The following is a 24,265-nucleotide window of genomic DNA, read 5'->3' as shown; positions in this document are numbered from 1 at the left end:
TCTCATATATATATAATAATGTATAAGCCTGCCTGGAAGCAGGAATACATCATTTCGGGAGATTATTCTCTCTTGAGATTATTTGCCGAATCCGAAGATACGCTTGATGAATTTCTTCACAGGATTATCGTTCTTCTGTGGATTGACAACAGGAGCGTACTTGCGAGGACCGGAATTCTCAGTTCCCTTCTTCTGCTGGTTCTGAGGAGCAGCGCCTTGTCGCTTCTGCTGGTTCTGCTGAGCGCCACCCTGCTTCTTCTGGGCTACGCCTCTGCCTCGGCCATTGCTTCCAGGACGAACATTGTTCTCATTGCCTGGGCGCTGGTTGCCGTTAGACTGCTGATTGCCCTGCTGGTTGCCGTTCTCGTTGTTGCGCTGCTTATTGTTGTTGCGGCGCTTGTTGTTATTGCGATTCTTCTGCTCGCCGTTGCGCTGCTCAGCGCTTCTCTGTTCATTGTTCTTGAACTCGCGATTCTTCTGCTCGCCGTTCTCGTGATTCTTCTGTGCGCCATTCTCGCCATTGTTCTGAGGAGTCTTTTCCTGACGCTCGTTTGGCTTGTTTGGCTTGCGTTTGTGTGAAGTCTGGTCGCGGTCTTTCTGTCTGCGGCTCTTGGCGCTGGTCTTGCTCTTGCCCTCGCCGTTGCTGTTATTGATGCCGCCGCGGTTGCCGTTGCGGTTGTTTCCGCCCTTGCCCTTTCGACCATTGTTGCGTTTTGAAGGCTTGTTGAGCTTGATGTATTCAGGGCCTTCGCCGCAATCTTCCGGCAGAGGCATCTTCTCTACCACCTTCTCCAGGAATTTCTCAATCTGCTGGAACCAGTACTGGTCTTCCTCGTTGACGAAGGTGATGGCTCTACCATCGCGGTTGGCACGGGCTGTACGGCCGATGCGGTGAACATAATCCTCAGTATCGTGAGGTACGTCATAATTGATGACCATCTCGATATCATCAATATCGATTCCACGAGCCACGATATCCGTAGCAACCAGTACGTCGAACTGACCGCTCTTGAACTTGAACATTACATCATCGCGCTCTGCCTGCTCCAGGTCGGAGTGCATTGCACCGCAGTTGATGCCAATCTGCTGAAGGGCAGCAGCCAGCTGCTTCACCTTCATCTTGCTGCCGCTGAACACGATGACGCGCTTCATATCGCCAGCCTTGAAGATATCCTTGATGATGGTCATCTTCTGGGTCTCGTAACAAACGTAAGCCTCCTGCTTGATCTTCTCGGCAGGCTTGCTTACGGCAAGCTTGATCTCTACAGGATCCTTGAGTAGGGCCTTGGCAAGTTCCTCAATTTTCTCAGGCATGGTGGCTGAGAACATGATGGTCTGGCAGGTCTTTGGCAACTTGGAAGCGATGGTATTGATGTCTTCAGAGAAGCCCATGTCGAGCATGCGGTCGGCCTCATCGAGAATGAAGAAGCTTACCTTGCTCAAATCTACATTACCCAGGGAAATGTGGGTGATGAGGCGACCTGGAGTAGCAATCACGACATCAGCACCCATGCGGAGACTCTTCAGCTCCTGATCGTAGCGGTTGCCGTCGTTGCCGCCATAAACAGCCACGCTGCTCACATCCTGCAGGTAGTAGCCGAAGCCCTGCATGGCCTGGTCTATCTGCTGGGCTAACTCGCGGGTTGGCGACATGATGACGCAGTTGATGGCGTCTTTCGGATAGCCGCCATCGTCAAGCTTGCTCAATACTGGGAGCAGATAGGCTGCTGTCTTACCCGTTCCGGTCTGTGCCACGCCCAATACGTCGTGACCTTCCAATATCTCAGGGATACATTTTTCCTGTACAGGGGTGCAAGTGTCGAAGCGCATGTCGTATAATGCGTCGAGCACGTTGTCATTCAAATCTAATTCGTCGAAATACATTCTTTTCCTTTCTTTTGTTGACCATTGAGCCGGATGGATCTTCATTCGTTCCAATGGTCAAGGTTCTTTGTTTCAATGTTTAATTACCTCGGAGCCTTGCGGTAGCAGAAGTAGGCAACGAAGGCGAAGATGATGTTTGGCAACCAGGCGGCAAGTGCCGGAGGGAAGTTTGCCTGGATGGCAAAGGTTGCCGATACGGTTTGCAGCATGATGTAGCCGAAGCTCAGTGCAAGACCGATTCCCAAGGATAGGCCCATACCTCCCTTTCGCTTGCGCGATGAAAGCGAAACACCGATGATGGTGAGGATGAAGGAGGCAAACGAGGCGGCGATGCGCTTGTGGTATTCTACCTGATACTGCACCACATTGCCCGAACCGCGGTTGATTTGCTTGGAAATATACTCCTTCAATTCCGGACTGGTGAAGGTTTCCTGCTGACCCTTGGAATAAACCAGGTCGGTAGGCTCCATCGTAATCAGCGTATCCTTCTGTGCTCCGCTGGTGATGTGCTCCTTCATACCTTTCAGCTGGCGCACCTTCCAGTTGCTCAGCTTCCAGTGGTATTTGCTGTCGGAGATCGTATCATACTGAATCTCCATCGCCGTAAGGTGGCTTACGAGTTTCTTCTCCTGGAACTTGTCGAGGCAGAATCCGTAACCCCGCTTCGAGTTGTTGTCGTAGTGCTGCATATAGGCAATTACGCCCTTATCTACCTGCAGCTGTACGTTTTCGGCAGAAGTATTCTTCTTCTTGTTCTTGTACATCGTCTCGAAGTTCTGGCGTACTACCGTGCCGTGTGGAATCACGTAGGCAGAGAGTACATAGCTCAAGGCTGAGAGCATGATGCAGGTGATGAGGTAAGGACGAAGGAGTCGCTTGAAGGAAACACCTGATGCCAGAATGGCGATGATTTCAGAGTTGCCTGCCAGCTTCGACGTGAAGAGGATGACCGCCACAAACACGAACAACGCACTGAAGAGGTTGGCGAAGTAGGGGATGAAGTTGGCATAATAATCGAAGATGATGGCCTTGGCTGGTGCATGATACTCCGTGAACTTCGCCAGGTTCTCATTGAAGTCGAACACGATGGAGATGGAGATGATCAGTGCAATCGAGAAGAAGTAGTAGCCTAAGAACTTCTTGATAATGTACCAGTCTAACCGCTTGATGTATCTCAGTGGGTTGAGATACCTGAGCACCCTGAGGAATCGCAGCTTGTGCCCGATCCAGCCTAGAATGCGGGCTATGCGCTGCAGGATGGCAATGAGCCAGCCGAAGCGAGATTCGAAGGCTCTGCCCATCTTGAGCAGTCTGCGATGTTTTCTGATGTATTTATAATCTTTCATCATTTAATGTAAAATATGTATAGGAGCATCCTATAAAGTTCAATGCTCAACGCTCAAGCTAGATTCGTCGGCCGAGTTGATCGATGATAGAGCGTTTCCACTCTACGAAGTCGCCCTGCTCGATATGGTGGCGTGCATCTGTAACGAGACGGAGATAGAACGAGAGGTTGTGGATGCTGGCAATCTGCATGGCAAGGAGCTCCTGGGCCTTGAAGAGATGGTGCAGGTAGGCCTTGGTGGTAATCTGGTCGATGTCGCAGCCGTCTGGATCCACTGGACTGAAATCCATCTCCCACTTCTTGTTGCGCATGTTCATCGTACCATTATAGGTAAAGAGCATCGCATTGCGGCCGTTGCGGGTTGGCATTACGCAGTCGAACATATCAACACCGCGCTCGATGGCCTCGAGCAGGTTCTGGGGAGTTCCTACGCCCATCAGGTAGCGAGGCTTGTCCTTTGGAAGAATCTCATTCACCACCTCGATCATTTCGTACATCACCTCGGTAGGCTCGCCTACGGCAAGACCGCCGATGGCATTTCCGTCGGCTCCCTTGTCGGCAATGTACTTGGCTGCTTCGCGGCGCAGCTCTGGGAAAGTACAGCCCTGGACGATAGGGAAGAGGCTCTGCTGATAACCGTAGAGAGGTTCTGTCTCGTCGAAGCGCTTGATGCAGCGGTCGAGCCAGCGCTGAGTCATCTCCAGACTCTTCTTCGCATACATGAAGTCGCTTTGTCCGGGAGGACACTCATCGAAAGCCATCATGATGTCGGCACCGATGATGCGTTCTGTATCCATCACGTTCTCTGGAGTGAAGAAATGCTTGCTGCCATCGATGTGGGAACGGAACTCGCAGCCCTCTTCTCTGAGCTTGCGGATTCCGGTAAGCGAGAATACCTGGAAGCCGCCGCTGTCGGTGAGGATAGGACGGTCCCAGCCGTTGAACTTATGCAGTCCGCCTGCCGCCTTGATGACTTCGAGTCCCGGGCGCAGGTAGAGATGGTAGGTGTTTCCCAGGATGATCTGGGCCTTTACCTGCTGGCGCAATTCTTCGAAATGTACACCCTTTACGCTGCCCACAGTTCCCACAGGCATGAAGATCGGAGTCTTGATCTGTCCGTGGTCGGTGGTGATGATGCCGGTGCGAGCATCGCTTGCCTTATCTGTTACTTGTAGTTCAAATTTCATTTCTTTTCTTTTTTGTCATTTTCAGGAATGGTGAAGTTGATAGGGTGCTTTACCTTCTCATCGGTGAGGGCAAACTCCCAGACATCTGCTACATCTTCTACATAATGGAACTCTACGCCCTTGAGATACTTTTCTGGAATGTCGAGGATGTTCTTCTTGTTTTCCTTGCAGATCACGATGTCGGTAATGCCGGCACGCTTGGCTGCCAGGATCTTCTCCTTGATGCCTCCCACTGGGAGTACCTTGCCGCGAAGGGTAATCTCGCCGGTCATGGCTATGTTCTTGCGAACCTTGCGCTGGGTGATGGCCGAAGCGATACTGGTGGCAATGGTAATACCTGCCGAAGGACCGTCTTTTGGCGTTGCACCTTCGGGTACGTGGATATGGATGTTCCAGTTTTCAAAGATGCGGTAATCCACGCCCAGCAGGTCGATATGCGCCTTGATGTATTCCAGGGCGATGACTGCCGATTCCTTCATCACATCTCCCAGGTTACCGGTCAGGGTAAGCTTGCCTTGTCTTCCCTTGCTCAGCGAGGTTTCGATAAAGAGAATCTCGCCGCCCACAGAGGTCCATGCAAGTCCTGTTACTACTCCTGCATAATCGTTGCCCTGATAGATGTCGCGGGTGAATGGGGCGGTGCCGAGAATCTCCTTCAGGTCTGCTGCGGTGATGGATGGCTTCTCCAATTCCTTGGAATAGGCGAGCTTGTAGGCCATCTTGCGCAGTCCCTTGTTGATCTGTTTCTTGAGCTGGCGCACGCCGCTTTCTCGGGTGTAGTGCTCGATGATGCCCTCGATGGCTGCCTTGTTGAAGCTTACCTTCGGGGTGAACTTGTCGAGACCTGTATTCTCCAATTCCTTCGGAATCAGGTGGCGCTTGGCAATCTCTATCTTCTCCTCCGTAATGTAGCCACCTACTTCGATGAGCTCCATTCGGTCGAGCAAAGGACGTGGGATTGAGCTGATGTCATTGGCGGTTGCGATGAAGAGAACCTTAGAGAGATCGTAATCCACGTCCAGGTAATTGTCGTGGAAGGTGTTGTTCTGCTCTGGGTCGAGTACTTCAAGCAAGGCTGATGCCGGATCACCCTGGTGGTTGTTGGCTGAAACCTTGTCTATCTCGTCGAGGATGAAGACAGGGTTGCTGCTGCCTGCCTTGAGGATGTTCTTGACAATGCGGCCAGGCATGGCTCCGATATAAGTGCGGCGGTGACCGCGAATCTCGGCTTCATCGTGCAGACCGCCCAGAGACATTCTCACGTATTTGCGCTTCATGGCCTTGGCAATGCTCTTGCCCAGACTGGTCTTGCCGACTCCCGGAGGACCATAGAGGCAGAGAATCGGACTCTGCATTCCACCCTTCAGGGATCTTACGGCAAGATATTCCAGAATGCGTTCCTTTACTTTCTCCATGCCGTAGTGGTCCTGGTTGAGAATCTTCTGGGCATGAGACAGGCTGAGGTCATCCTCGGTGTATTCGCCCCAAGGCAAATCTACCAGCGTCTGCAGATAGTTGAGCTGGATAGGGTAGTCTGGGCTCTGAGGATGGATGTTGTCGAGTTTGGCCAACTCTTTCTGAAAAACCTTCTGGGTTGCCTCGTTCCATTTCTTGGTCTTGGCTTTTTCGAGCAGCTCCTTCTTTTCCGGACTGCTTTCGCCTTCGCCCAGCTCTTCCTTGATGTTCTTGATCTGCTGCTTCAGGTAATATTCCTTCTGCTGCTCGTCGAGATCAAACTGAGTCTTGTTCCTGATTTCATTTTGCAGGTAGAGCAGTTTCTGCTCCTTGTGCAAGGCCTTGAGTGCCTCTATCAGTCGCTCTGACAGCTTCTCCTGTTCCAGCATCTTGATCTTGTCTTCTGCCGTAAAAGGGAGGGAGGTGCAGATGAAGTTGCATTTCACGAAGCGATTGGTAATCTCATTGATCGCATAGACAGCCTCGTTGGGAATGTTCTCATTGTACTGAATGAATTTGATAGATTCCTCGAAGAATGTTTGGGTCAATGCCTTGAACATAGGATCTTCGGCTTCCTTTTCGGTAGGCCAAGTCTCTGGCAGACTTTCTACATCGGCAAGGTAGAATGGTTCCTTATCTACAATCTGCTTCATCTTGCATCTGCCTAAACCCTGTACGATGATGGTTTTCTGATGCTCATCGTTTGGCATGTTGATGACTCTCATCAACTTGGCAAATGTTCCGGTTTCGTACAAGTCTTCCTGATTAGGTGAGTCTATGTCCGCATGCTTCTGGCAAAAGATGCAGAATACTGTTTCTGGATTTTGCTCCAGCATGTTTGCCAACTCCTTGCTTTCCGCCCTGCCTATCAAGATAGGAGTAAGCACGGATGGAAAAACCACCAGGTCGCGGGTGCAGAGGGTAGGATAGACTCCTGCCTCCCTTTCTTGTATCAATACGGATGCATCGCCCTCAAAGTCGGCTATCATCTGGATTTGTGTATTCGAATTTCTGTTCATATTCTATTTGGTAAACACTTTTTGGGGTGTATATGAATTTCTGTTCTATTTTGATAAACACTTTTTGGAGTGCATATTCTCTTGAATATATATTTATAGGGTGCAAAGTTAGTGATTTTTGCCGAGAATCCCATCGTTTTTTCCGAAAATCACCTCTTTATTAGATATTATTATTAATATAAGCAAGAAGACTGTAATAAAATGCTGATTTTTGCGTTACTATTTTAAAAGTAAAACTATGACAGGATTTAAATTCAAACAATTTGAGATTCATCAGGATCGTTGCGCCATGAAAGTGGGAACGGATGGTGTGTTGCTGGGGGCATGGGCACCTGGCGGTAAACGCATTTTGGATGTCGGGTCGGGTACCGGACTCATTTCGCTGATGATGGCGCAGCGCTTCCCTGAGGCGCAGGTGCTGGGTATTGATATGGACGGAGAGGCTTGTGAGGAGGCTGCTGAGAATGTGGCTGCAAGTCCTTTTGCCGATCGTGTCGAAATAGAGTGCTGCCGATTGCAGGACTATCATTCTGCGGAGTCTTTTGATGCAATCGTAAGCAATCCTCCTTTTTTCTTGAATAGCCTAAAAAATCCAGACAGTAAACGTACGATGGCCCGCCATACGGATAGCTTACCTTTCAGAGATCTTTTCAGGGGAGCAAAAATGCTGCTGAGTGATGATGGAGTTTTTTCAGTGATAGTTCCTTCTGAGGTTCTTGAGGTGGTTGTGTCGGAAGCTTGTATGCTAGGATTTTATCTTGTCAGGCAGTGTGGCGTTAAGACAGTGGAGCGCAAACAGCCTAAACGCTATCTTCTGTCGTTTGCAAAGCATCGGTATAATGGTATGGAAAATACTATAAAAACAATGACCGATTCCGAGGGGAACCGGTCAGAATGGTATGCGAAAATTACAGAAGAATTTTATATCAGGTAGGGGCTAGAGATTCAGCTTTCTCTGTACGAGCTTGCTGATGGCTCCTACTCGCTTGCTTTGGCGCTGGATGTCTTTGTGAATGTCATCGCGCACTATATTTATGTCATTGAAGAAATCGGCAAAGGCTGATTGAATGATGTTCGGCTTGCGTACACTCTTGTCTGCAAACGGATTTACAATCATCTTGATGCCTTTTTCTTCCATGTGCACATCTATGTCGGCGCCAGTCATCACTGGGTCGCCGTCATAATGGATGACACCCGGCTTGCTGCGGGTGATGTGGAGCTTCTTGCACCGGAAAGACTTGATCTTCGAGTTCTTGTCGAGGGTCTTGTTGAACATGTCGAAACTAACCTGTGAAGCTTCGATGACATCAAACGGTTCCATGATGACCACATCCATCAATCCATCGCTCATAGATGCCTGTGGGGCAATATAGGCGTTGTTGCCGTATTGGGAAGCGTTGGCACATGAGATGAGAAACGCTTTATATTGTTTTGTTCCAGTCTCATCTTCCAGAGTATATGTTTCTGGCTCATATTTCAAGCCTTCTCTCAGAATGTTTTCTGCATAGCTGATCGGCCCACGCTTTCCGCTTTCTGCAAACTTCATGCTGACAAAGGCGTCGAAGCCCATTCCGCAAGTGCAGAAGAATGGGTATTCGTTGATGACTCCGTAGTCAAGGTCGTGTATTTTGCATGCGTTGATGAGCTCAATGCTTTTCTTTAGGTTCATTGGCAACAGCAGGTGGCGCGCCAGGCCGTTTCCTGAGCCGCAAGGCAGAATACCTAATGCTGAGTCGGAATGGACGAGGGAACGGGCCACCTCGTTCACGGTACCATCGCCACCTACAGCAACCACAATGTCTGCATGGTTGTCTCTGGCTTCGGCTGCCAGTTCTGAGGCGTGTCCTGGTCTTTCAGTCATTTTTATCTCGTACTCGAACTGCTCCTTGTCCAAAGTAGAATCTATCAAACTGGGAACCGCTGCTTTGCTGCTGGTTCCAGAAATCGGGTTCATGATGAAAACTATCTTTTTTTTCATATCTTAGTCAAGAAATTGTTTTTTAAATTGCAAAAGTAATAAAAATCCCTAAAATGGCAAGAAATATCTACTAAAAAAAGCATAAAAGTAAACTTTCTTAGGAAAAAAGCGGTTTTATTAATCTTTTTTTGTATCTTTGCAGCCTGAAACTAGAAAATAAATTAAAATAGAAATAAAGTACACCTATTATAATGGGACAATTACAAGAAAGATACAAGAATTATCGTGTACCTCAGAAGTATATGGAAGCCGGTGTGTATCCATACTTCCGTGAGATTACAAGTAAGCAGATGACAGAGGTAACTGACATCGACGGTCACAAGATCCTGATGTTCGGTTCTAATGCTTACCAGGGTTTGACAAATGATCAGCGTGTTATCGATGCAGCTAAGGCTGCTCTTGACAAGTACGGCTCAGGCTGTGCTGGTAGCCGCTTCCTCAATGGTACACTCGATTTGCATGTGCAGCTCGAAAAAGAGCTTGCTGAGTTTATGGGCAAGGATGAGACATTGTGCTTCTCTACTGGTTTCTCTGTAAATCAGGGTGTGTTGGCATGTGTTGTAGGTCGTAACGACTATATCATCTGTGACGATCGTGACCACGCCAGTATCGTAGATGGCCGTCGTCTTTCATTCGCTACCCAGCTTCACTACAAGCACAACGATATGGAAGATTTGGAGCGCGTGCTCTCTAAGCTTCCTGAGGATGCAGTCAAGCTCATCGTTGTGGATGGCGTGTTCTCTATGGAGGGCGATTTGGCTAATTTGCCAGAGATCGTGAAGCTGAAGCATAAGTACAACTGCTCTATCATGGTAGATGAGGCTCATGGTCTTGGCGTGTTTGGTAAGCAGGGACGTGGTGTCTGCGATCATTTCGGTCTGACCGATGAGGTAGATCTCATCATGGGTACCTTCTCTAAGAGTCTGGCATCTATCGGTGGTTTCATCGCATCAGATAAGGATACCATCAATTTCCTCCGTCACAACTGCCGTACTTACATCTTCAGTGCATCTAATACTCCAGCAGCTACAGCAGCAGCGCTTGAGGCACTCCACATCATTCAGAATGAGCCAGAGCGTTTTGAGAATCTTTGGGATGTTACCAACTATGCTTTGAAGCGTTTCCGTGAGGAGGGTTTCGAGATTGGTGAGACTGAGAGTCCTATCATTCCTCTCTACGTTCGTGATGCAGAGAAGACATTCGTTGTTACCAAGCTGGCTTATGATGCAGGTGTGTTCATCAATCCTGTTATCCCACCAGCATGTGCTCCTCAGGACACATTGGTGCGTTTTGCTCTTATGGCTACTCATACAAGAGAGCAGGTAGAGAAGGCTGTTGAGATTTTGAAGAAGATTTTCGTAGAGGAAGGCATCATCAAGGCGTAATAGCAAAACAATGCGGTTGCTGAAAATTCATCAATCGTCATATATAATAAGGTATAAAGGGGCAATTTCTTCGGAAGTTGCCCTTTTTTTAGGAAAAAACTGAATAAATGCATATTTTTACAAAAAAAGTTGCTGAAAAATTTGGTGGAATAAGAAAAATGTTGTACCTTTGCACCCGCAATTCAGAAATGATGCTTACAGCAAAGAAGTAATTTCATTGTGAGAAGAAAGCGGGGTGTAGCGCAGCCCGGTAGCGCTCCTGTTTTGGGAACAGGTGGTCGCAGGTTCGAATCCTGTCGCCCCGACTTCAAGTCTCTGATGGTAACTACTCTAGTATAAGCGGGGTGTAGCGCAGCCCGGTAGCGCTCCTGTTTTGGGAACAGGTGGTCGCAGGTTCGAATCCTGTCGCCCCGACTTATCAAGTCTTTCTGAAAGTAAATTGCTCTAGTAAAACGGGGTGTAGCGCAGCCCGGTAGCGCTCCTGTTTTGGGAACAGGTGGTCGCAGGTTCGAATCCTGTCGCCCCGACTTTAGAAAGCTAAGAAGAATCAAATCTTCTTAGCTTTCTTGCTTTATATACGTTAAATTTAAAATTTATACTATCATGATTATTACGATTGCGCGCCAATGTGGATGTGGTGCTGTTCGGGTAGGCAGATTGCTTGCAGAACATTATGGTATTCCGTTTTATACCCGTAAGAATTTGATGGAAATGGCGGAAGAGCGTGGAGTCTTGGATGAAATGGAAGCTTTCTTCGATGAAGATCCTGCTGACGAACTGCTCTTTTCAATGTCTTCCCTGGGTGAGAATCAAAGATTACTCACAGAAAAACCTCTTCGTGTCTTGGCTGATATGATAGGACAGGAGAATTGTGTCGTTATCGGGCGTTGTGGCAATTACATCTTCCGTGAACGCAAAGACTTGGTGTCGGTGTTCCTCAAGGGTGATGTAAAGGCTCGTATTGCGGAGATCAAGGAGGAGCAGAAGCTTTCTTATGCTGAGGCGACTGAGTTTGTGGAACATGTAGATGATTGCCGTGTGGCTTATCATAGTTACTATACGGGGTTGACTTGGGGAAATGCCAACGATTATGACGTTTGTCTGGATACGGTTCGCTTAGGTGTGGAGAAAACGGCACAAGCGATTGTTTCTTATGCGGAAGCAGTTTTGTAAGTTTGGCTTATTGGTAATAATGATGCTTACTTAATATTTAAAGTAATTTGTATTTAGGATGAAACTTTTAATTCAGTTTTTAATTATCATAGCGTTCTCTTTCGCAGGAGAATTGCTCCATTATCTGTTGCCGTTGCCGATACCTGCCAGTATTTATGGTATTGTCTTGTTGTTTGCGGCATTGGAACTTAAGGTTATCAAGGTGAAACATATAAGGGAAACCAGCAGTTTCCTCATTGCCGTAATGCCAGTGATGTTTATTCCGGCAGCTGTGGGACTCATCGACTCATGGCATTCTATTGCCAGTGCATGGTTGCAGTATATTGTTGTGACTGTTGTCAGTACTTTTGTGGTGATGGCTGTTTCTGGATGGTTCACTCAGTTTGTTATCAAAAGAGGAAAGGAGGCAAAAAAATGATTTCCTTGTTTCAGGATTCTGTCTTTTTTGGTGTTCTGATCAGTTTGGCTGCTTACGCCATCGGATTGCTTTTGAAGATTAAAACAGGATGGTCTTTGATGAATCCGTTGCTGATTTCCATCATTTTGGTTATTTGTACCTTGCTGATTACGGGAGTTGATTATAAGACTTACAATGCGGGTGCCAATATCATTAGTTATCTGCTTACCCCGGCTACCATCTGTCTGGCAGTTCCGCTTTATCAGCAGGTAGAATTGCTGAAGAAGAATTACCGTGCTGTGCTCATTGGTATCTTGTCGGGTGTCTTGGCAAGTCTCTGCTCTGTACTTCTTCTGGCTTTGGTGTTCCACTTCGACCATGCAGCCTATGTTACATTCTTGCCAAAATCCATCACCACAGCCATCGGTATTGGTGTTTCTGAGGAATTGGGTGGTCATGTTTCTGTAACGGTTGTCGTAATCATCATTACAGGTGTGATAGGCAATATCTTTGCAGAGAAGTTTCTCAAGCTGCTTTGTATCAAGGAACCTATTGCCAAGGGTATTGCCATCGGTTGTTCTGCTCACGCCTTGGGTACGGCTAAAGCTATGGAGATGGGTACTATTGAAGGTGCAATGAGTAGCTTGTCCATCGTGGTTTGTGGTGTGATGACCGTAATAGGTTCTTCTATCTTTGCTATGTTTATGTAGCAGGATATTGGTTTTCTTGGAAAACTGCTAACCTGAGAATGGTTAGAGTAATACAATATTTAATCCCTTTTTCCGTTCTATAAATATGAAACGGAAAAAGGGATTTTTTTATAATATCATTATCGCTTGTATGGCTTCTGTTGCGATGGCTGGTTGTGCTGATGAGGAGAGCTTTTCTTCGTCACGTTCTCACTTGCTTGCGTTTTCTGCAGATACAGTAAGCCTGGATACTACATTCTCGAATGTGCCTACACCTACTCGAAGTTTTTGGGTGTATAATCGTTCGGGAAAGTCGCTGCGTTGTTCTACTGTCAGACTGGAAAATGGTAACCAAACGGGATTTCGGGTAAATGTGGATGGCTCGTTCCTAGGATCGACTGCCGGCTATCAGACTCAGGATATAGAGGTGAGAAAGGGCGATAGTGTTCGTGTTTTCGTAGAACTTACTTCGCATCAGCAATATCAGAATTCACCTCAGTTGGTGGAGGATAATCTGCTCTTTACATTGGAAAGTGGGGTGCAGCAGAAAGTAAACTTAAAAGCTTACTCCTGGGATGCTGTTTTATGCAAAAACCTTCGAATCGGGAAAGATACTACGATTCAGTGCAACCGCCCTGTTGTTGTGTATGGCGGAATGGTTGTTGATAGTCTCGTAACGCTATCTGTTGGGCCTGGTACGCATTTCTATTTTCATGAGAATGCCGGACTTGATGTTTATGGTTCGTTGCGTATCTTGGGAGAGAAAGATAATGAGGTGGTGATGCGGGGAGATCGTATGGATCATATGTTCGACTATCTTCCTTATGATCGGACGCCTGGTCGGTGGCAGGGTGTTCATTTCATGCCTTCTTCATCGGATAATGTCATCAGCTATGCTGACATCCACAGTGCTTATCACGGTATTAGGGTAGAACCTTGTTCGGATGTCACTCGTCAGAAGCTTCTTTTACGGCATTCTACCATTCATAATTGCCAGGGGTATGGTCTTGCCGTTGATTCGGCTAAGGTGCAGTTGTATAATTGTCAGTTATCCAACACCTTGAATCATACGCTTTTTGTAAAGGGTGGTGATGTGGAAGTGAACGGATGTACCATAGCTCAGTTCTATCCTTTTGATGGGCGTCGTGCCACAGCTATAGGAATTATTCCTCCGATTCTCAATTTCAAGGTCATGAATTCTATAGTTACAGGATACCATGATGATGAGGTGGTATGGACTTCACCGAAGAACGATGAAGAATGTAATTTCTGCTTCGATCATTGTGTACTTCGTACTGAAAAGATGAATACTGAAGATAGTTTGAAATTTACGAATACCATATATGAGAACTTAAAGGATACGACTCAGTTTGGGGAGAAACATTTCCGATTATTTGATACGGATAATTTGAAGTATGATTTCAGGCTTCGCAAGGAATCGGCTGCCATAGGAGTGGCTGATGCTGCTACTTCATTTCCTACTGACCGACGGGGCGTTCTTCGTGATGATAAACCGGATGCGGGCTGTTATGAGTTTGATGAATAACATAAAACAGAAAAATAACATAAAAGGCACGAATTCCTGGGGGATTCGTGCCTTTTTATATGTTTGTATGAATACTAATCTGAAGAAATAATCCAAAATCTTATTCTTTCATATTGGCATCTACGAATGAGAATGGAAGCAAGTCCTTAATGCTGTGAAAGCAATAGGTGCAGTTTTCTCCGTAAAGCAAGATACGAACGGGTTGCTGATATCGGTCTTCCATCTCTAGTATTACCTGCCTGCATGCGCCACATGGGGAGATCGGGCTTTTGAGGAAGCCATTCTCGTTGCGGGCAGCTATGGCCAGAGTCGTGATAGCTTGCTCTGGATAGTTGCTTTGGGCTCCGAAGATGGCACTGCGTTCAGCGCAGAGACCGGATGGAAAGGCTGCATTTTCCTGATTGGCTCCAATTACGATTCTGCCATCAGCCAACAGGCAGGCTGCACCTACATGAAAGTGGCTGTAGTTGGCATAAGAATTATTGGTGGCCTCCATGGCTTTCTTTACCAATTGCTGCTCAATGTCGCTCAGTTCATCTAACTGAGCTACCTGATACTGGATGTTTAAGGATTGCTCTTTCATAAGCGATTGGTGTTTATTTCATTAATTATTATTGTTCTTGGATAATGGGAGCTTGGGGCTCCTGATTCCTCTCTATCTATTTGGTGTAAAAGTCGATGATGTCTTGTAGAGCTTTCTTGCATACTATGCAGAACTCTGGTGTCTCGTTGATGCGCATACGGCAATCTTGTACACCGCGATACACTCCCTTTGGACTATAGCCTGCACCTTCAAAAACACCAACTTTGCTTACTGCCTCTTTCGCCTTTTTAGAAAGTGGGGTAGGAATCTTTGTACCCTTCTTGATCATATCTTCCCATTTTCCGTGAAAGTTTGCCAATGTGGTGATATTTTTTTCCCATGGCTCAACATCATGAGGATACATCGGTACCTGCTCGCTCTCATAGGCATATTCGTCAGCAAGTCCGGCAAAAGAATGACCGAATTCATGCACTACAACAGGCTTAAACCATTTCTGGTGGCAGGTGGTGAGATTGTAGGAATTGAGAATTCCGCCTCCACCATATCTTGTAGAATTAACCAATACGATGATATGTTCGTATGGGGTGCCAGCCAGACAGTCGTGCAGGTCTTTGAGATGAAGTGTGGTGAGGTATCTCTCACTATAGAATGTGTCAAAATGTGAACTTAAAGCAGTTTTCTTCCATATACCCTTGCCAGGTTCGCTTGTGCCACTTTCAAGAGATGCTGATTTTACTGCAACTACATTGAACCTGTCTCTCATACTCTTGAAAGGTTCGTGATTAAAAATGGCTTCGTTTGCTTCTTTTGCATCCTGAAGGAATATTGGCATTTCCTCTTCCGTATAACCTTCAGCTACGTAGGCGATGTGGATGCAGCGGGTAGTATCAGCTGCTTGCTGCAAGGTCTCGTATGGCGTTGGCTTTTCGCCCTTGTGGTGAATCAGAATGTCGCTTGGTGCAACTTGGTGAGTGAGAGAGGTCATGATCTCACGACGGTTGTTGCGCAAGTCGAGTGTCACATCAATAGTGTCCTTAGGCATCGGTACGAGGAATACATTCTCGAAACTCTTGGTGTTGCCGGCAGACTCTGGCTCTGAGAGCCATTCCTGAAACAGGGTAGAGAATGAGTTACGATAAATAACCTTACCTGTGCGATGATCTTTAACTATAATCTGACCATTGCCTTCTACTGGTAGCTCACTGAGTCGCTGTTTCTTTCCATACCATCGAGGCATTACGTTTAGCTCATCTACAGCTATCATCTGCTGGGTTTTGTTGCCGGCAAAAGTATAGTCTATTCTCAAAGTCTTGTCAACGAAATAGTCGTCGAAATTCTGTGCTTGCATGTCACTTGGCAACATCATTATTGCCAGAGCTGCTAGAGATAAAATGTTCTTTTTCATTTCTTATCTTGTATTTTTTTGTTTTCTATTTATATAGTATGGTAATGATAGCCTTTTGGGGGCGATGAATGAGTTTTTATACTGCGAGTGATTATCTCACTCGCAGTCTGTCTCCAACCTTGACCTGGTAGCTAGGATCGAGCTTGTTCATCTTGTAGAGGTACTTGATGCGGATTCCGTATCTTTGTGAGATGGTGTACATACTTTCTCCCGGTTGCACGATATGAGGACGTTTCTTGTACTGCTTTGGAGCCTTCTTGCGCTTCTTCTTCAAGTAGATAATATCCCCCTTGTGCAATACCGTATGTTTGTCGCGCTCGTTATATCTTGCAAGTTTACGCCAGCTGATTTCTACTTCCTTGCCCAGTGTCTTGAAGGTGTCACCTTCTCTGGCTATCAGGTAATAGTTGTCATTGAACTTCTGGATAGGGTGTAATATGCCTTGCGCATTGACGGGTTGGTCTGTGCCGCTATGTGTTGCCATAAATCGATCATATCGCTTTGCTTTGTCATAATCGAAAAGTTTATAGAGTTCAATGATTTGTATCAGTTTATTGGCATATTGTGGATTTGTCGCATATCCGCATTGTTTCAAACCTCTAGCCCAGCCTTTGTAATCGCGCTGGTTAAGTTCAAACAGGCGGGCATAGCGTGGTTGCCTGGCCAGAAATTTGCTATGATCCTCATAGCTATCTCTGGCATCTTGATATACTCGGAAACATTCGCCTCTGGCATCGTCATCGTGGTATTGGGTTGGACCAGCCCAGTTGTGGCATTTGATGCCAAAATGGTTGTTACCTTGTAAGACAAGTACACTCTTGCCTGCTGCACTCTCAAAGAGTCCCTGTGCCAAGGTGATACTGGCTGGTATACGATAGCGAAGCATCTGCTCGATGGCGAGGTCCTTATACTGATTGATATATGTCTGATAGGTCTGATTCCATTTCATCTGTGCTTGAGATGGAGTACAGATGAGTAAAAGAATACCTATTATATACGTTTTTATTCTATTCATAGTGCAAAAATAACAAAAAAAACGGATAAGCGATACTTAATTTAAGAATTTTTACTAACTTTGCACTGAAATTATAAAAATATGAAAAGTAAACGAGTAAAAATAGTGATAGCGTTGGGTTCTAATGTTGATCAGGAGGCTCATATTCTGAAAGCAAAGAAATGGCTTGAGGCTACTTTCGAAGATATGACTTTTGGTACTTCGCTTTGGACGGAGCCTATCGGGTTGTCATCAGATAAATTCCTAAATACTCTAGGAGTTGGCTATACTAATGTCAATATGGAACGAACCTTATTGGCAATCAAAAACATAGAGCGTAAATGCGGAAGGAGGGTTGCTGAAAGTAGAAAGGGGATTATTGCTGTAGATATTGATTTGCTGCTTTTTGATTCAGAACGCCTGCATGAAACGGATTGGAACAGAGGTTATGTGAAAAATCTACTCCAACAATTGGGTGTATCTATAGATTGAATATATAGTTCAAAAAGTAATATCCTATCCCGGGCTTTAAAATTTTAAAGCTCAGGATTCGGATTGTCCTTAGTGAGGTGAAGTTCTACTACTTCGCCTAGAGCCAGGGATTTTTGTACGTTGATAAGACGCTGGTTGCTGCTGCCACGGAAGAAAAGATCTTCGTCTCGGAGGTCTTTTATGAATGGGCCATCTACCAATACATCTATTAACTTCAACAATTCCAGTTGTTTTGGATTCTTCAGTAGGTTCTCGTATCTATAACCAGTGAAACACCAGATGTCTTTATCACTTTCTGTCCGAATGGCGCGAGCCAGCTCGGCAAAACCATCTGCCTGATACATTGGATCACCTCCAGAGAAGGTAACGTTGGCGAAAGGGTCCTCTAGTATTTCTTTCATAATGTCCTCTGTTGAGGTCATTATGCCATGATTGATGTCCCAAGATTGAGGATTATGGCAGCCGGCACAATGGTTAGGACAGCCGGCACAATAGATAGAGGTCCGGAATCCCGGACCATCTACCATTGTGTCATGCACTATACTTAAAATACTAATCATTTATCTTATTTTTGTGGGGTGTCAATGTGGGTGACACGATCGTGAAGCTCTGCAAGTTTACCGCTGTTCCAACGGTCGGTTGTTCCCACCAAATAACCTGTGATGCGCTGTAGCTTATCTATGTGATGGCTACCGCATTTTGGACATACTTCAAGGTTGGCATCCGCATTCTCGTATCCGCAGTCGAGACAGCGGTTGCGATTGTGGTTTACTGAACCATAGCCCATATTGTATTTGTCCATCATATCTACTACGCTTGAGATGACTGCTGGATTGTGAGTAGCATCACCATCAATTTCTACATAGAAGATGTGACCACCACGGGTTAAATTGTGATATGGTGCCTCAATCTTTGCTTTTTTGAGGGCCGTACACTTATAGTAAACTGGTACGTGGTTACTATTGGTATAGTAGTCACGATCGGTAACTCCAGGAATAATGCCAAACTGCTTGCGGTCCTTTTTGGTAAACTTACCGCTCAAGCCTTCTGCTGGCGTAGCCAGGATGGAGTAGTTGTGGTGGTACTGATCGCTGAACTCGTTAGCTCGATCACGCATATAAGTAATAATCTTCAAGCCTAAATTCTGTGCTTCTTCACTTTCACCATGGTGGTGACCGATGAGTGCTACGAGGCATTCTGCAAGCCCGATGAAACCAATACCCAGTGTTCCATGATTGATAACGCTCTCGATTGTTTCTTCTGGCTTCAAGTCTTCTGCTCCTACCCAAAGATATTTCATCAACAATGGGAACTGTTTTGCCATCGCAGTTTTCTGGAACTGGAAGCGCTCATCGAGTTGCTTGGCGGTAATGTCGAGGATGTTGTCCAGTTTTGCAAAGAACATATCAATACGCTGTTGCTTGTTCTCAATGCCCATACATTCGATGGCAAGCTTCACGATATTGATAGTTGAAAAGCTCAAATTTCCACGTGCAATACTGGTCTTCTCGCCCCAACGGTCTTCGAATACACGGGTACGGCAACCCATAGTAGCGATTTCCCACTTGTAACGCTCTGGATCATCAGCGCGCCATTTCTCATTCTGGTTGAATGTGGCATCGAGATTCAGGAAGTTAGGGAAGAAACGACGGGCGGTTACCTTGCAAGCCAACTGATAGAGGTCATAGTTTCGATCCTCCTTCAGGTAGTTAACGCCACGCTTCTTCTTCCAAATCTGGATAGGGAAGATAGCTGTTTCTCCATTTCCTACACCTTCGTATGTACTGAGCAGAATCTCTCGCATAATACAACGACCTTCAGCACTTGTATCTGTACCATAATTGATAGAAGAAAATACAACCTGATTACCGCCACGAGAGTGGATTGTGTTCATATTGTGAATGAATGCCTCCATTGCCTGATGTACTCTGTTTACGGTCTTGTTGATGGCATGCTGCTCCAGGCGCTCTTTACCTTCCAAGCCTGTCAGGTCTTTCACTAAATAGTCGTCAATATCAATATTGTAGAGGTCGCTGAGATCTTCTCCTGTTAGTTTTTCCAGATTTTTCACCTCTTCCTGGTAAGACATACGTACGTATGGGGCCAGGTAGAAGTCGAAGGCAGGAATTGCCTGACCTCCATGCATCTCGTTCTGGCAAGTCTCTAGAGAGATACATGCTAATACGGCTGCAGTTTCGATTCGCTTAGCAGGACGGCTAGAGCCATGGCCTGCAGTGAATCCATGCTTGAGAATTACGTCCAATGGGTGCTGAACACAAGTCAAACTCTTGGTTGGATAATAGTCTTTATCGTGGATGTGGATGTAGTTATGTGTAACGGCGTCGCGTACCTCCTGGGAAAGGAGATAATCGTCAACGAATGGTTTTGTGGTTTCTGAAGCAAATTTCATCATCATGCCAGCTGGAGTGTCAGCATTCATATTGGCGTTTTCACGGGTGATGTCATTGTTCTTTGCATTGACAATACTCATGAATACGTCACGGGTCTTAGCTTTTCTGGCAATGTTTCTCTGGTTACGATAGGCAATATATTTCTGAGCAACATCTTTGCGGGCACTCTTCATAAGTTCCAGCTCGATGGCATCCTGGATGGCTTCTACGCTCATCTGGCTCTTGCCGCGATATGCGATGTGGTCAGTGATTTGCTCTATTAAAGAGGAGTCTTCCCCCTTATCGGTATGTAACATGGCTTTGCGTATGGCAGCCATGATTTTTTGCTCGTTGAAACCAACGATGCGTCCGTCACGTTTAACTACAGTTTGAATCATTTCTTGTGTTACTTTTATAATTGATATTTAAATTGCTTGATACTAAGTCTTTATACTTGAAGGTGGCTATAAATACCATCTTTTCGACAATGCAAAGATAAGAATTTAAAATGAAAGTTGTACGTTTTGGATAACTTTTCTTGTGTTAAAAAATATTAAGTCGCTGAGTATCAGATGTTTGAAAAATCGTTTTGGGAAACTTGTTCTAAGAGCGGTTTCCCAAAATGATTAATCTGTTCAGTTTCAGCGCATTGTGGTGTTGTGCCTTTTATGTAGCTTGGTGTTGTGGTGTTGTGCGCCGTTTTGTAACTTGCTCCTTCTTGATATGAAGGTATGGTTTGACCCTGCTTTTAAGATAATTCGGTCTTGTTTTTATAGTCTAGTGCAGCACCTATGGCAGTGCAGAATTCTGAATATTTAGGGATTCTGAATCTTACACCATAGAGTTTTTCCATAGCAGGGAATACTTCTCTGCATTGTGGTAAAAGTGTCAGGTTGCCTATCATTACAAAATCTTTGATGCCTGATTCTAGGGAGGAGAGTATGGTTGCTGAGCCGATGCTCTGTAATACCATCCATATAAGCCCCATTGCTATGTCTTCACGGGAGGCGTTGGCTTTGGCATTACTGAAGAGCGATGCTGTTGCATTCATAGGAAGTCCAGGTAGAGGTTTTGCACTGATGTCTCCTATTAGCAGATTGATTTTTGATACATCACCGTTTTTTGCCAGGTTTACAATCTGCTTGATATCATCGGTCTTGAGCATAATTCGGCTCAGGCCTGCTAGTGTTCCTCCACCAATACCAATGCCGCCGATGTGTTTGATCTCTTTGCCGTCGCACTTTACGAGGGAGGTTCCTGTGCCCATACTTACCACAATCATACGCTCAAGCTTGCTTTCGTATCGTGCACCGAGTCCATCGGCAACAAACTCTTCGCTCTTCGATGTAGGCAGACCATAGATTCGTTCATCAATGTAAGCAGAACCTACACCGGTGAGCATAACTTGTTCTACCTCGTCGAGGCTAATTTTGTTGTCGTGTAAATATTTTCCAAAAGCTCCATATAAGGAGGTGATAGGGTCGGTGGCCTTGATGCGAATAGGGCTGATAACCATCCCGCTCTCGTCTATTCCTACTATCTTTGTAGTAGAAATGCCGACATCTATTCCAATAACTATCTTTTTCATGGGTGCAAAGTTACGGTAAAAAGAAGACACTGCAAAATAAAAACGAGTTTATTTTGCAGTGCCAATATTTAATACTTCTTAAAATTTCTTTTTTACATAAAGCCAAGACGGCAGAATGTGATGAGTACAGCATAGCCGATTACCATACTTAGTACGCCCACGGTAAGACCTGCTTTCACCATGTCAGTCTGTTGGATAAGACCGGTGGAGTAGGCAATGGCATTTGGTGGAGTAGAGATTGGAAGCGACATAGCGCAAGAGGCTGCTACTGCTACGCCTATGAGGATAGTTTGGGTCCCTCCTATAGAAGTCAACTTGTCGCCCATTCCTGAACATACTACGGTAAGGATTGGAATGAGCAGGGCGGCAGTTGCTGTATTTGAGATAAAATTACTTAGTATGAAGCAAACTAATCCAGAGATCACCATAATTACTAATGGGTTAAACTCTGCGAATGGGATGCTGTTTACTGCATTTTCTGCTAAGCCGGTTCCATTCATGGCGAGACCGAGAGCAAAACCACCGGCAACCATCCAGATGACGGCCCAATCTATATCTTTCAGGTCGCTGGCTGTTACCACGCCGGTAAAGGCAAAAACGGCAATTGGAAGCATAGCCACAGTGTTGGCATTGACACCAAGTTGCTTGCCACATACCCAAAGAAGGATGGTAAGGAAGAATGTGGCACCTACAACTATTGTACGCCAATTGTGACTTATATTGCCGTCGATTTTTAATTCTATAGTCTTTTGTGAGAATGGGAACATCTTGCGGATGATAAACCATGCGCAGAAAAGCATGATGATAACCATCGGAGCCATAATTGCCATCCATTCTCCAAAACCTATTCCGAGGTTCAAGCCTGCGGGGTCATTGAGAACCTTGTAGGCAAAAGCATTAGGAGGAGTTCCGATAGGGGTTCCCATACCACCGAGGTTAGCTCCGATAGGAATGGCCATAGTCAGCGCTACTCTTCCTTTTCCGTTAGCAGGGAGCGACTTGAATACTGGGGTTAGGAAGGTAAGCATCATTGCAGCTGTGGCCGTGTTGGAGATAAACATGGAGAAAATACCGGTGATGAGCATAAACCCCAATAGTACGTTTTCCGAGCGCTTGCCGAATGGGGCAATCAATGTTTTTGCCATCAGTACGTCAAGACCGCTTTTGGTAGCTGCGATGGCTAGTACGAAACCTCCCAGGAAGAGTATGATTGTTGGATCGGCGAAACATGCCATTACACCTTGGTAGTCCAATAGCTTGCCGTACTCGCCCTCTGAGCCTTGCATAACGGCAAAAGCCGAATCGGAGACGAAGAATAGCAGTACAAAAATGATAACTACTGAGGTGGCCCAAGCTGGAATTGCTTCTGTGAGCCATAGCATCACTGCCATTACGAATATGGCGATTACACGTTGTTGTACAACTGTGAGACCCTCGATTCCAAAGCTGTCGATGGGTAAGTTCCATACCAGAATTGTGGCTAAGGCTGTGATGAGAAACATCAGAGCCTTCTTTCGATTGAAGTCACCTGTCAATACTTTCTTTACAGTTTCTTGCATTTTCTCTATGTTTTTATGGTTATACTTTTATTGTTAGTGGGGAAGTGTCATATGTAAATGGCGTTCCTTTGCTGCAAAAATACACAATATTTTTGGATTATCAACAAATAATTGAGAAAAACGATAAAAAAATAACCTTTTTCTGCAAAAAAACGGGAGAAAGTGAACTGCTTTACGTTTTTTTTCTTATATTTGCAGAAAAATAGCGATAGCAGTTATCGTTTTAACCGATTAAAGTTTATTATCATGAGTCAGTCAGTATTATTTTTTATCATCGTTTTGGTGATTGTGTTTGCGGTCATGGTGTCGTCTTACTTTCATAAGCGTCATCATGAGTTTAATATGGGAGATATTGAGAAGGCTGTGCGCGGAGCATATCCCGCAGGAGTGCGTTCTATTACGAAGGACGAACTTGTAAAGGGGGTGAAAAAGCACTTTCATTGTTCTTCTAAGGATGCACATTATATTATAGGTGTGGCAAGACGAAAAAAGTTGGTAGATATTGCAGCTAATCATGTCACCTTGCTTTGATTTGTTTATACGCTTACGAATATATATAATAAGGTGAAGAGTGATTTTTATGAGTTGTAGATGTTTATAACTGTTAAAAATCAAAAGAAAAGGCGATTTTCTTCTCGAAAAATTTGGTGGAATGGAAAATAGTTAGTACTTTTGCACTCGCTTTTGAGAAATCAAGTATTACTCTAAGCAAATAAAGAAAGAGTTCTTTGAAAGATTTTACATAAACAGACAAGTAGTACAAGAAGCGGTTTTAGATTACACCTTATTATATAGGGTGTATGAAGAAACTGGGTAAAAGAAACGAACCGTCAAGTAATTGACAAGTCAGGTTTACTAAGCTTCAATAAACGAAAAGGATATTCGTCCTAAGTACAGACAACAAACATCGAGTTACTTCTTCGGAAGTGACGAAGTAAAAATGATATTTTACAATGGAGAGTTTGATCCTGGCTCAGGATGAACGCTAGCTACAGGCTTAACACATGCAAGTCGAGGGGAAACGATAGAGAAAGCTTGCTTTTTCTAGGCGTCGACCGGCGCACGGGTGAGTAACGCGTATCCAACCTGCCCACCACTTGGGGATAACCTTGCGAAAGTAAGACTAATACCCAATGATATCTCAAGAAGACATCTGAAGGAGATTAAAGATTTATCGGTGATGGATGGGGATGCGTCTGATTAGCTTGTTGGCGGGGTAACGGCCCACCAAGGCT

General features: G+C 45.4%; 20 protein-coding genes, 3 tRNA genes and 1 rRNA gene. 12 read left to right on the top strand and 12 right to left on the bottom strand.

Going from position 1 to position 24,265, the window contains the following annotated elements; genetic code table 11:
- Positions 1-78: 78 nt before the first annotated feature.
- The 4 genes from CFT61_RS09215 to lon form a co-directional block, all read right to left on the bottom strand.
- Positions 79-1,884: a DEAD/DEAH box helicase gene (locus CFT61_RS09215; protein WP_089544149.1), complete on the bottom strand. Its 1,806-nt coding sequence runs from the start codon at positions 1,882-1,884 to the stop codon at positions 79-81.
- Positions 1,885-1,967: 83 nt separating this feature from the next.
- Positions 1,968-3,230 (bottom strand): LptF/LptG family permease, encoded by a 1,263-nt coding sequence (locus tag CFT61_RS09210; protein ID WP_089544198.1) that lies wholly within the window; start codon positions 3,228-3,230, stop codon positions 1,968-1,970.
- Positions 3,231-3,288: 58 nt separating this feature from the next.
- Entirely contained in the window at positions 3,289-4,416 is a 1,128-nt protein-coding gene (gene tgt / locus CFT61_RS09205) for a tRNA guanosine(34) transglycosylase Tgt (protein ID WP_089544148.1), read from the bottom strand.
- The gene (lon, locus tag CFT61_RS09200; protein WP_089544147.1) at positions 4,413-6,890 is read right to left on the bottom strand and encodes an endopeptidase La; all 2,478 of its coding nucleotides are present in this window, start codon (positions 6,888-6,890) and stop codon (positions 4,413-4,415) included. The genes tgt and lon overlap by 4 nt, the downstream gene beginning before the upstream one ends.
- Before the next feature lie 238 nt (positions 6,891-7,128).
- On the opposite strand from lon, the gene CFT61_RS09195 reads away from it, so the two are divergent.
- Entirely contained in the window at positions 7,129-7,824 is a 696-nt protein-coding gene (locus tag CFT61_RS09195) for a tRNA1(Val) (adenine(37)-N6)-methyltransferase (RefSeq protein WP_089544146.1), read from the top strand.
- A gap of 3 nt (positions 7,825-7,827) precedes the next feature.
- Here the strand turns inward: CFT61_RS09195 and CFT61_RS09190 are convergent, their stop codons facing one another.
- Entirely contained in the window at positions 7,828-8,868 is a 1,041-nt protein-coding gene (locus CFT61_RS09190; protein WP_089544145.1) for a diacylglycerol/lipid kinase family protein, read from the bottom strand.
- 191 nt (positions 8,869-9,059) lie between these two features.
- Here CFT61_RS09190 and spt point away from each other — a divergent pair, with 191 nt between their 5' ends.
- The 8 genes from spt (at position 9,060) to CFT61_RS09150 (ending at position 14,058) form a co-directional block, all read left to right on the top strand.
- The gene (spt, locus tag CFT61_RS09185) at positions 9,060-10,253 is read left to right on the top strand and encodes a serine palmitoyltransferase (RefSeq protein ID WP_089544144.1); all 1,194 of its coding nucleotides are present in this window, start codon (positions 9,060-9,062) and stop codon (positions 10,251-10,253) included.
- A 231-nt stretch (positions 10,254-10,484) separates the two neighbouring features.
- Positions 10,485-10,558, top strand: a tRNA-Pro gene (locus CFT61_RS09180).
- A 35-nt stretch (positions 10,559-10,593) separates the two neighbouring features.
- Positions 10,594-10,667, top strand: a tRNA-Pro gene (locus tag CFT61_RS09175).
- Between the two features lie 39 nt (positions 10,668-10,706).
- Positions 10,707-10,780, top strand: a tRNA-Pro gene (locus CFT61_RS09170).
- Between the two features lie 76 nt (positions 10,781-10,856).
- Positions 10,857-11,426, top strand: coding sequence for an AAA family ATPase (locus CFT61_RS09165; RefSeq protein ID WP_089544143.1), 570 nt, complete (start codon positions 10,857-10,859; stop codon positions 11,424-11,426).
- Between the two features lie 58 nt (positions 11,427-11,484).
- Positions 11,485-11,844, top strand: a complete 360-nt coding sequence (locus tag CFT61_RS09160; RefSeq protein WP_089544142.1) for a CidA/LrgA family protein — start codon at positions 11,485-11,487, stop codon at positions 11,842-11,844.
- A complete protein-coding gene (locus tag CFT61_RS09155) occupies positions 11,841-12,533 on the top strand; it encodes an LrgB family protein (protein WP_089544141.1) in 693 nt (230 codons plus the stop codon). Before CFT61_RS09160 ends, CFT61_RS09155 begins: the two co-directional genes overlap by 4 nt.
- Before the next feature lie 271 nt (positions 12,534-12,804).
- Positions 12,805-14,058 carry a right-handed parallel beta-helix repeat-containing protein gene (locus CFT61_RS09150; protein ID WP_367379337.1) on the top strand — a complete coding sequence of 418 codons (1,254 nt, stop codon included), beginning with the start codon at positions 12,805-12,807 and terminating at the stop codon, positions 14,056-14,058.
- Positions 14,059-14,158: 100 nt separating this feature from the next.
- On the opposite strand, the gene cdd is transcribed toward CFT61_RS09150, so the two are convergent.
- The 3 genes from cdd to CFT61_RS09135 form a co-directional block, all read right to left on the bottom strand.
- On the bottom strand, positions 14,159-14,641 hold the full coding sequence (cdd, locus tag CFT61_RS09145; RefSeq protein WP_089544139.1) for a cytidine deaminase: 483 nt from the start codon (positions 14,639-14,641) through the stop codon (positions 14,159-14,161).
- Between the two features lie 76 nt (positions 14,642-14,717).
- The gene (locus tag CFT61_RS09140; RefSeq protein WP_089544138.1) at positions 14,718-16,007 is read right to left on the bottom strand and encodes a M64 family metallopeptidase; all 1,290 of its coding nucleotides are present in this window, start codon (positions 16,005-16,007) and stop codon (positions 14,718-14,720) included.
- A 91-nt stretch (positions 16,008-16,098) separates the two neighbouring features.
- Positions 16,099-17,022 (bottom strand): glucosaminidase domain-containing protein, encoded by a 924-nt coding sequence (locus CFT61_RS09135; protein WP_089544137.1) that lies wholly within the window; start codon positions 17,020-17,022, stop codon positions 16,099-16,101.
- Between the two features lie 81 nt (positions 17,023-17,103).
- Here CFT61_RS09135 and CFT61_RS09130 point away from each other — a divergent pair, with 81 nt between their 5' ends.
- Positions 17,104-17,493 (top strand): 2-amino-4-hydroxy-6-hydroxymethyldihydropteridine diphosphokinase, encoded by a 390-nt coding sequence (locus CFT61_RS09130; protein ID WP_089544136.1) that lies wholly within the window; start codon positions 17,104-17,106, stop codon positions 17,491-17,493.
- Positions 17,494-17,537: 44 nt separating this feature from the next.
- Here CFT61_RS09130 and nrdG read toward each other — a convergent pair whose 3' ends face one another.
- The 4 genes from nrdG to CFT61_RS09110 all read right to left on the bottom strand — a co-directional run bounded on the left by nrdG (position 17,538) and on the right by CFT61_RS09110 (position 23,030).
- Positions 17,538-18,053 (bottom strand): anaerobic ribonucleoside-triphosphate reductase activating protein, encoded by a 516-nt coding sequence (gene nrdG / locus CFT61_RS09125; protein ID WP_089544135.1) that lies wholly within the window; start codon positions 18,051-18,053, stop codon positions 17,538-17,540.
- A gap of 5 nt (positions 18,054-18,058) precedes the next feature.
- On the bottom strand, positions 18,059-20,281 hold the full coding sequence (locus CFT61_RS09120; protein WP_089544134.1) for an anaerobic ribonucleoside triphosphate reductase: 2,223 nt from the start codon (positions 20,279-20,281) through the stop codon (positions 18,059-18,061).
- Between the two features lie 350 nt (positions 20,282-20,631).
- On the bottom strand, positions 20,632-21,471 hold the full coding sequence (gene coaW / locus CFT61_RS09115; protein WP_089544133.1) for a type II pantothenate kinase: 840 nt from the start codon (positions 21,469-21,471) through the stop codon (positions 20,632-20,634).
- A 92-nt stretch (positions 21,472-21,563) separates the two neighbouring features.
- Positions 21,564-23,030 carry an SLC13 family permease gene (locus tag CFT61_RS09110; RefSeq protein WP_089544132.1) on the bottom strand — a complete coding sequence of 489 codons (1,467 nt, stop codon included), beginning with the start codon at positions 23,028-23,030 and terminating at the stop codon, positions 21,564-21,566.
- 246 nt (positions 23,031-23,276) lie between these two features.
- Between CFT61_RS09110 and CFT61_RS09105 the strand changes: the two genes are divergently transcribed.
- Entirely contained in the window at positions 23,277-23,561 is a 285-nt protein-coding gene (locus CFT61_RS09105) for a hypothetical protein (protein ID WP_089544131.1), read from the top strand.
- Between the two features lie 419 nt (positions 23,562-23,980).
- Positions 23,981-24,265: ribosomal RNA gene (locus CFT61_RS09100) — 16S ribosomal RNA — on the top strand; the annotation flags it as partial.

This window comes from Segatella copri, assembly GCF_002224675.1.
Classification (GTDB): Bacteria; Bacteroidota; Bacteroidia; order Bacteroidales; family Bacteroidaceae; genus Prevotella; species Prevotella copri_U.
The sequence above is the reverse complement of the archived record's forward strand: the minus strand, read 5'-3'. Positions and strand labels throughout refer to the sequence as shown.

Bases quoted from the DNA above. Each gene is read 5' to 3' on its own strand.
- CFT61_RS09160 (WP_089544142.1), top strand. From the start codon at position 11,485: ATGAAACTTTTAATTCAGTTTTTAATTATCATAGCGTTCTCTTTCGCA.
- CFT61_RS09165 (WP_089544143.1), top strand. From the start codon at position 10,857: ATGATTATTACGATTGCGCGCCAATGTGGATGTGGTGCTGTTCGGGTA.
- CFT61_RS09120 (WP_089544134.1), bottom strand. From the start codon at position 20,281: ATGATTCAAACTGTAGTTAAACGTGACGGACGCATCGTTGGTTTCAAC.
- CFT61_RS09130 (WP_089544136.1), top strand. From the start codon at position 17,104: ATGAAAAGTAAACGAGTAAAAATAGTGATAGCGTTGGGTTCTAATGTT.
- cdd (WP_089544139.1), bottom strand. From the start codon at position 14,641: ATGAAAGAGCAATCCTTAAACATCCAGTATCAGGTAGCTCAGTTAGAT.
- coaW (WP_089544133.1), bottom strand. From the start codon at position 21,471: ATGAAAAAGATAGTTATTGGAATAGATGTCGGCATTTCTACTACAAAG.
- CFT61_RS09135 (WP_089544137.1), bottom strand. From the start codon at position 17,022: ATGAATAGAATAAAAACGTATATAATAGGTATTCTTTTACTCATCTGT.
- CFT61_RS09215 (WP_089544149.1), bottom strand. From the start codon at position 1,884: ATGTATTTCGACGAATTAGATTTGAATGACAACGTGCTCGACGCATTA.
- tgt (WP_089544148.1), bottom strand. From the start codon at position 4,416: ATGAAATTTGAACTACAAGTAACAGATAAGGCAAGCGATGCTCGCACC.
- CFT61_RS09210 (WP_089544198.1), bottom strand. From the start codon at position 3,230: ATGAAAGATTATAAATACATCAGAAAACATCGCAGACTGCTCAAGATG.
- CFT61_RS09155 (WP_089544141.1), top strand. From the start codon at position 11,841: ATGATTTCCTTGTTTCAGGATTCTGTCTTTTTTGGTGTTCTGATCAGT.
- lon (WP_089544147.1), bottom strand. From the start codon at position 6,890: ATGAACAGAAATTCGAATACACAAATCCAGATGATAGCCGACTTTGAG.
- CFT61_RS09140 (WP_089544138.1), bottom strand. From the start codon at position 16,007: ATGAAAAAGAACATTTTATCTCTAGCAGCTCTGGCAATAATGATGTTG.
- nrdG (WP_089544135.1), bottom strand. From the start codon at position 18,053: ATGATTAGTATTTTAAGTATAGTGCATGACACAATGGTAGATGGTCCG.
- CFT61_RS09110 (WP_089544132.1), bottom strand. From the start codon at position 23,030: ATGCAAGAAACTGTAAAGAAAGTATTGACAGGTGACTTCAATCGAAAG.
- CFT61_RS09105 (WP_089544131.1), top strand. From the start codon at position 23,277: ATGAGTCAGTCAGTATTATTTTTTATCATCGTTTTGGTGATTGTGTTT.
- spt (WP_089544144.1), top strand. From the start codon at position 9,060: ATGGGACAATTACAAGAAAGATACAAGAATTATCGTGTACCTCAGAAG.
- CFT61_RS09195 (WP_089544146.1), top strand. From the start codon at position 7,129: ATGACAGGATTTAAATTCAAACAATTTGAGATTCATCAGGATCGTTGC.
- CFT61_RS09190 (WP_089544145.1), bottom strand. From the start codon at position 8,868: ATGAAAAAAAAGATAGTTTTCATCATGAACCCGATTTCTGGAACCAGC.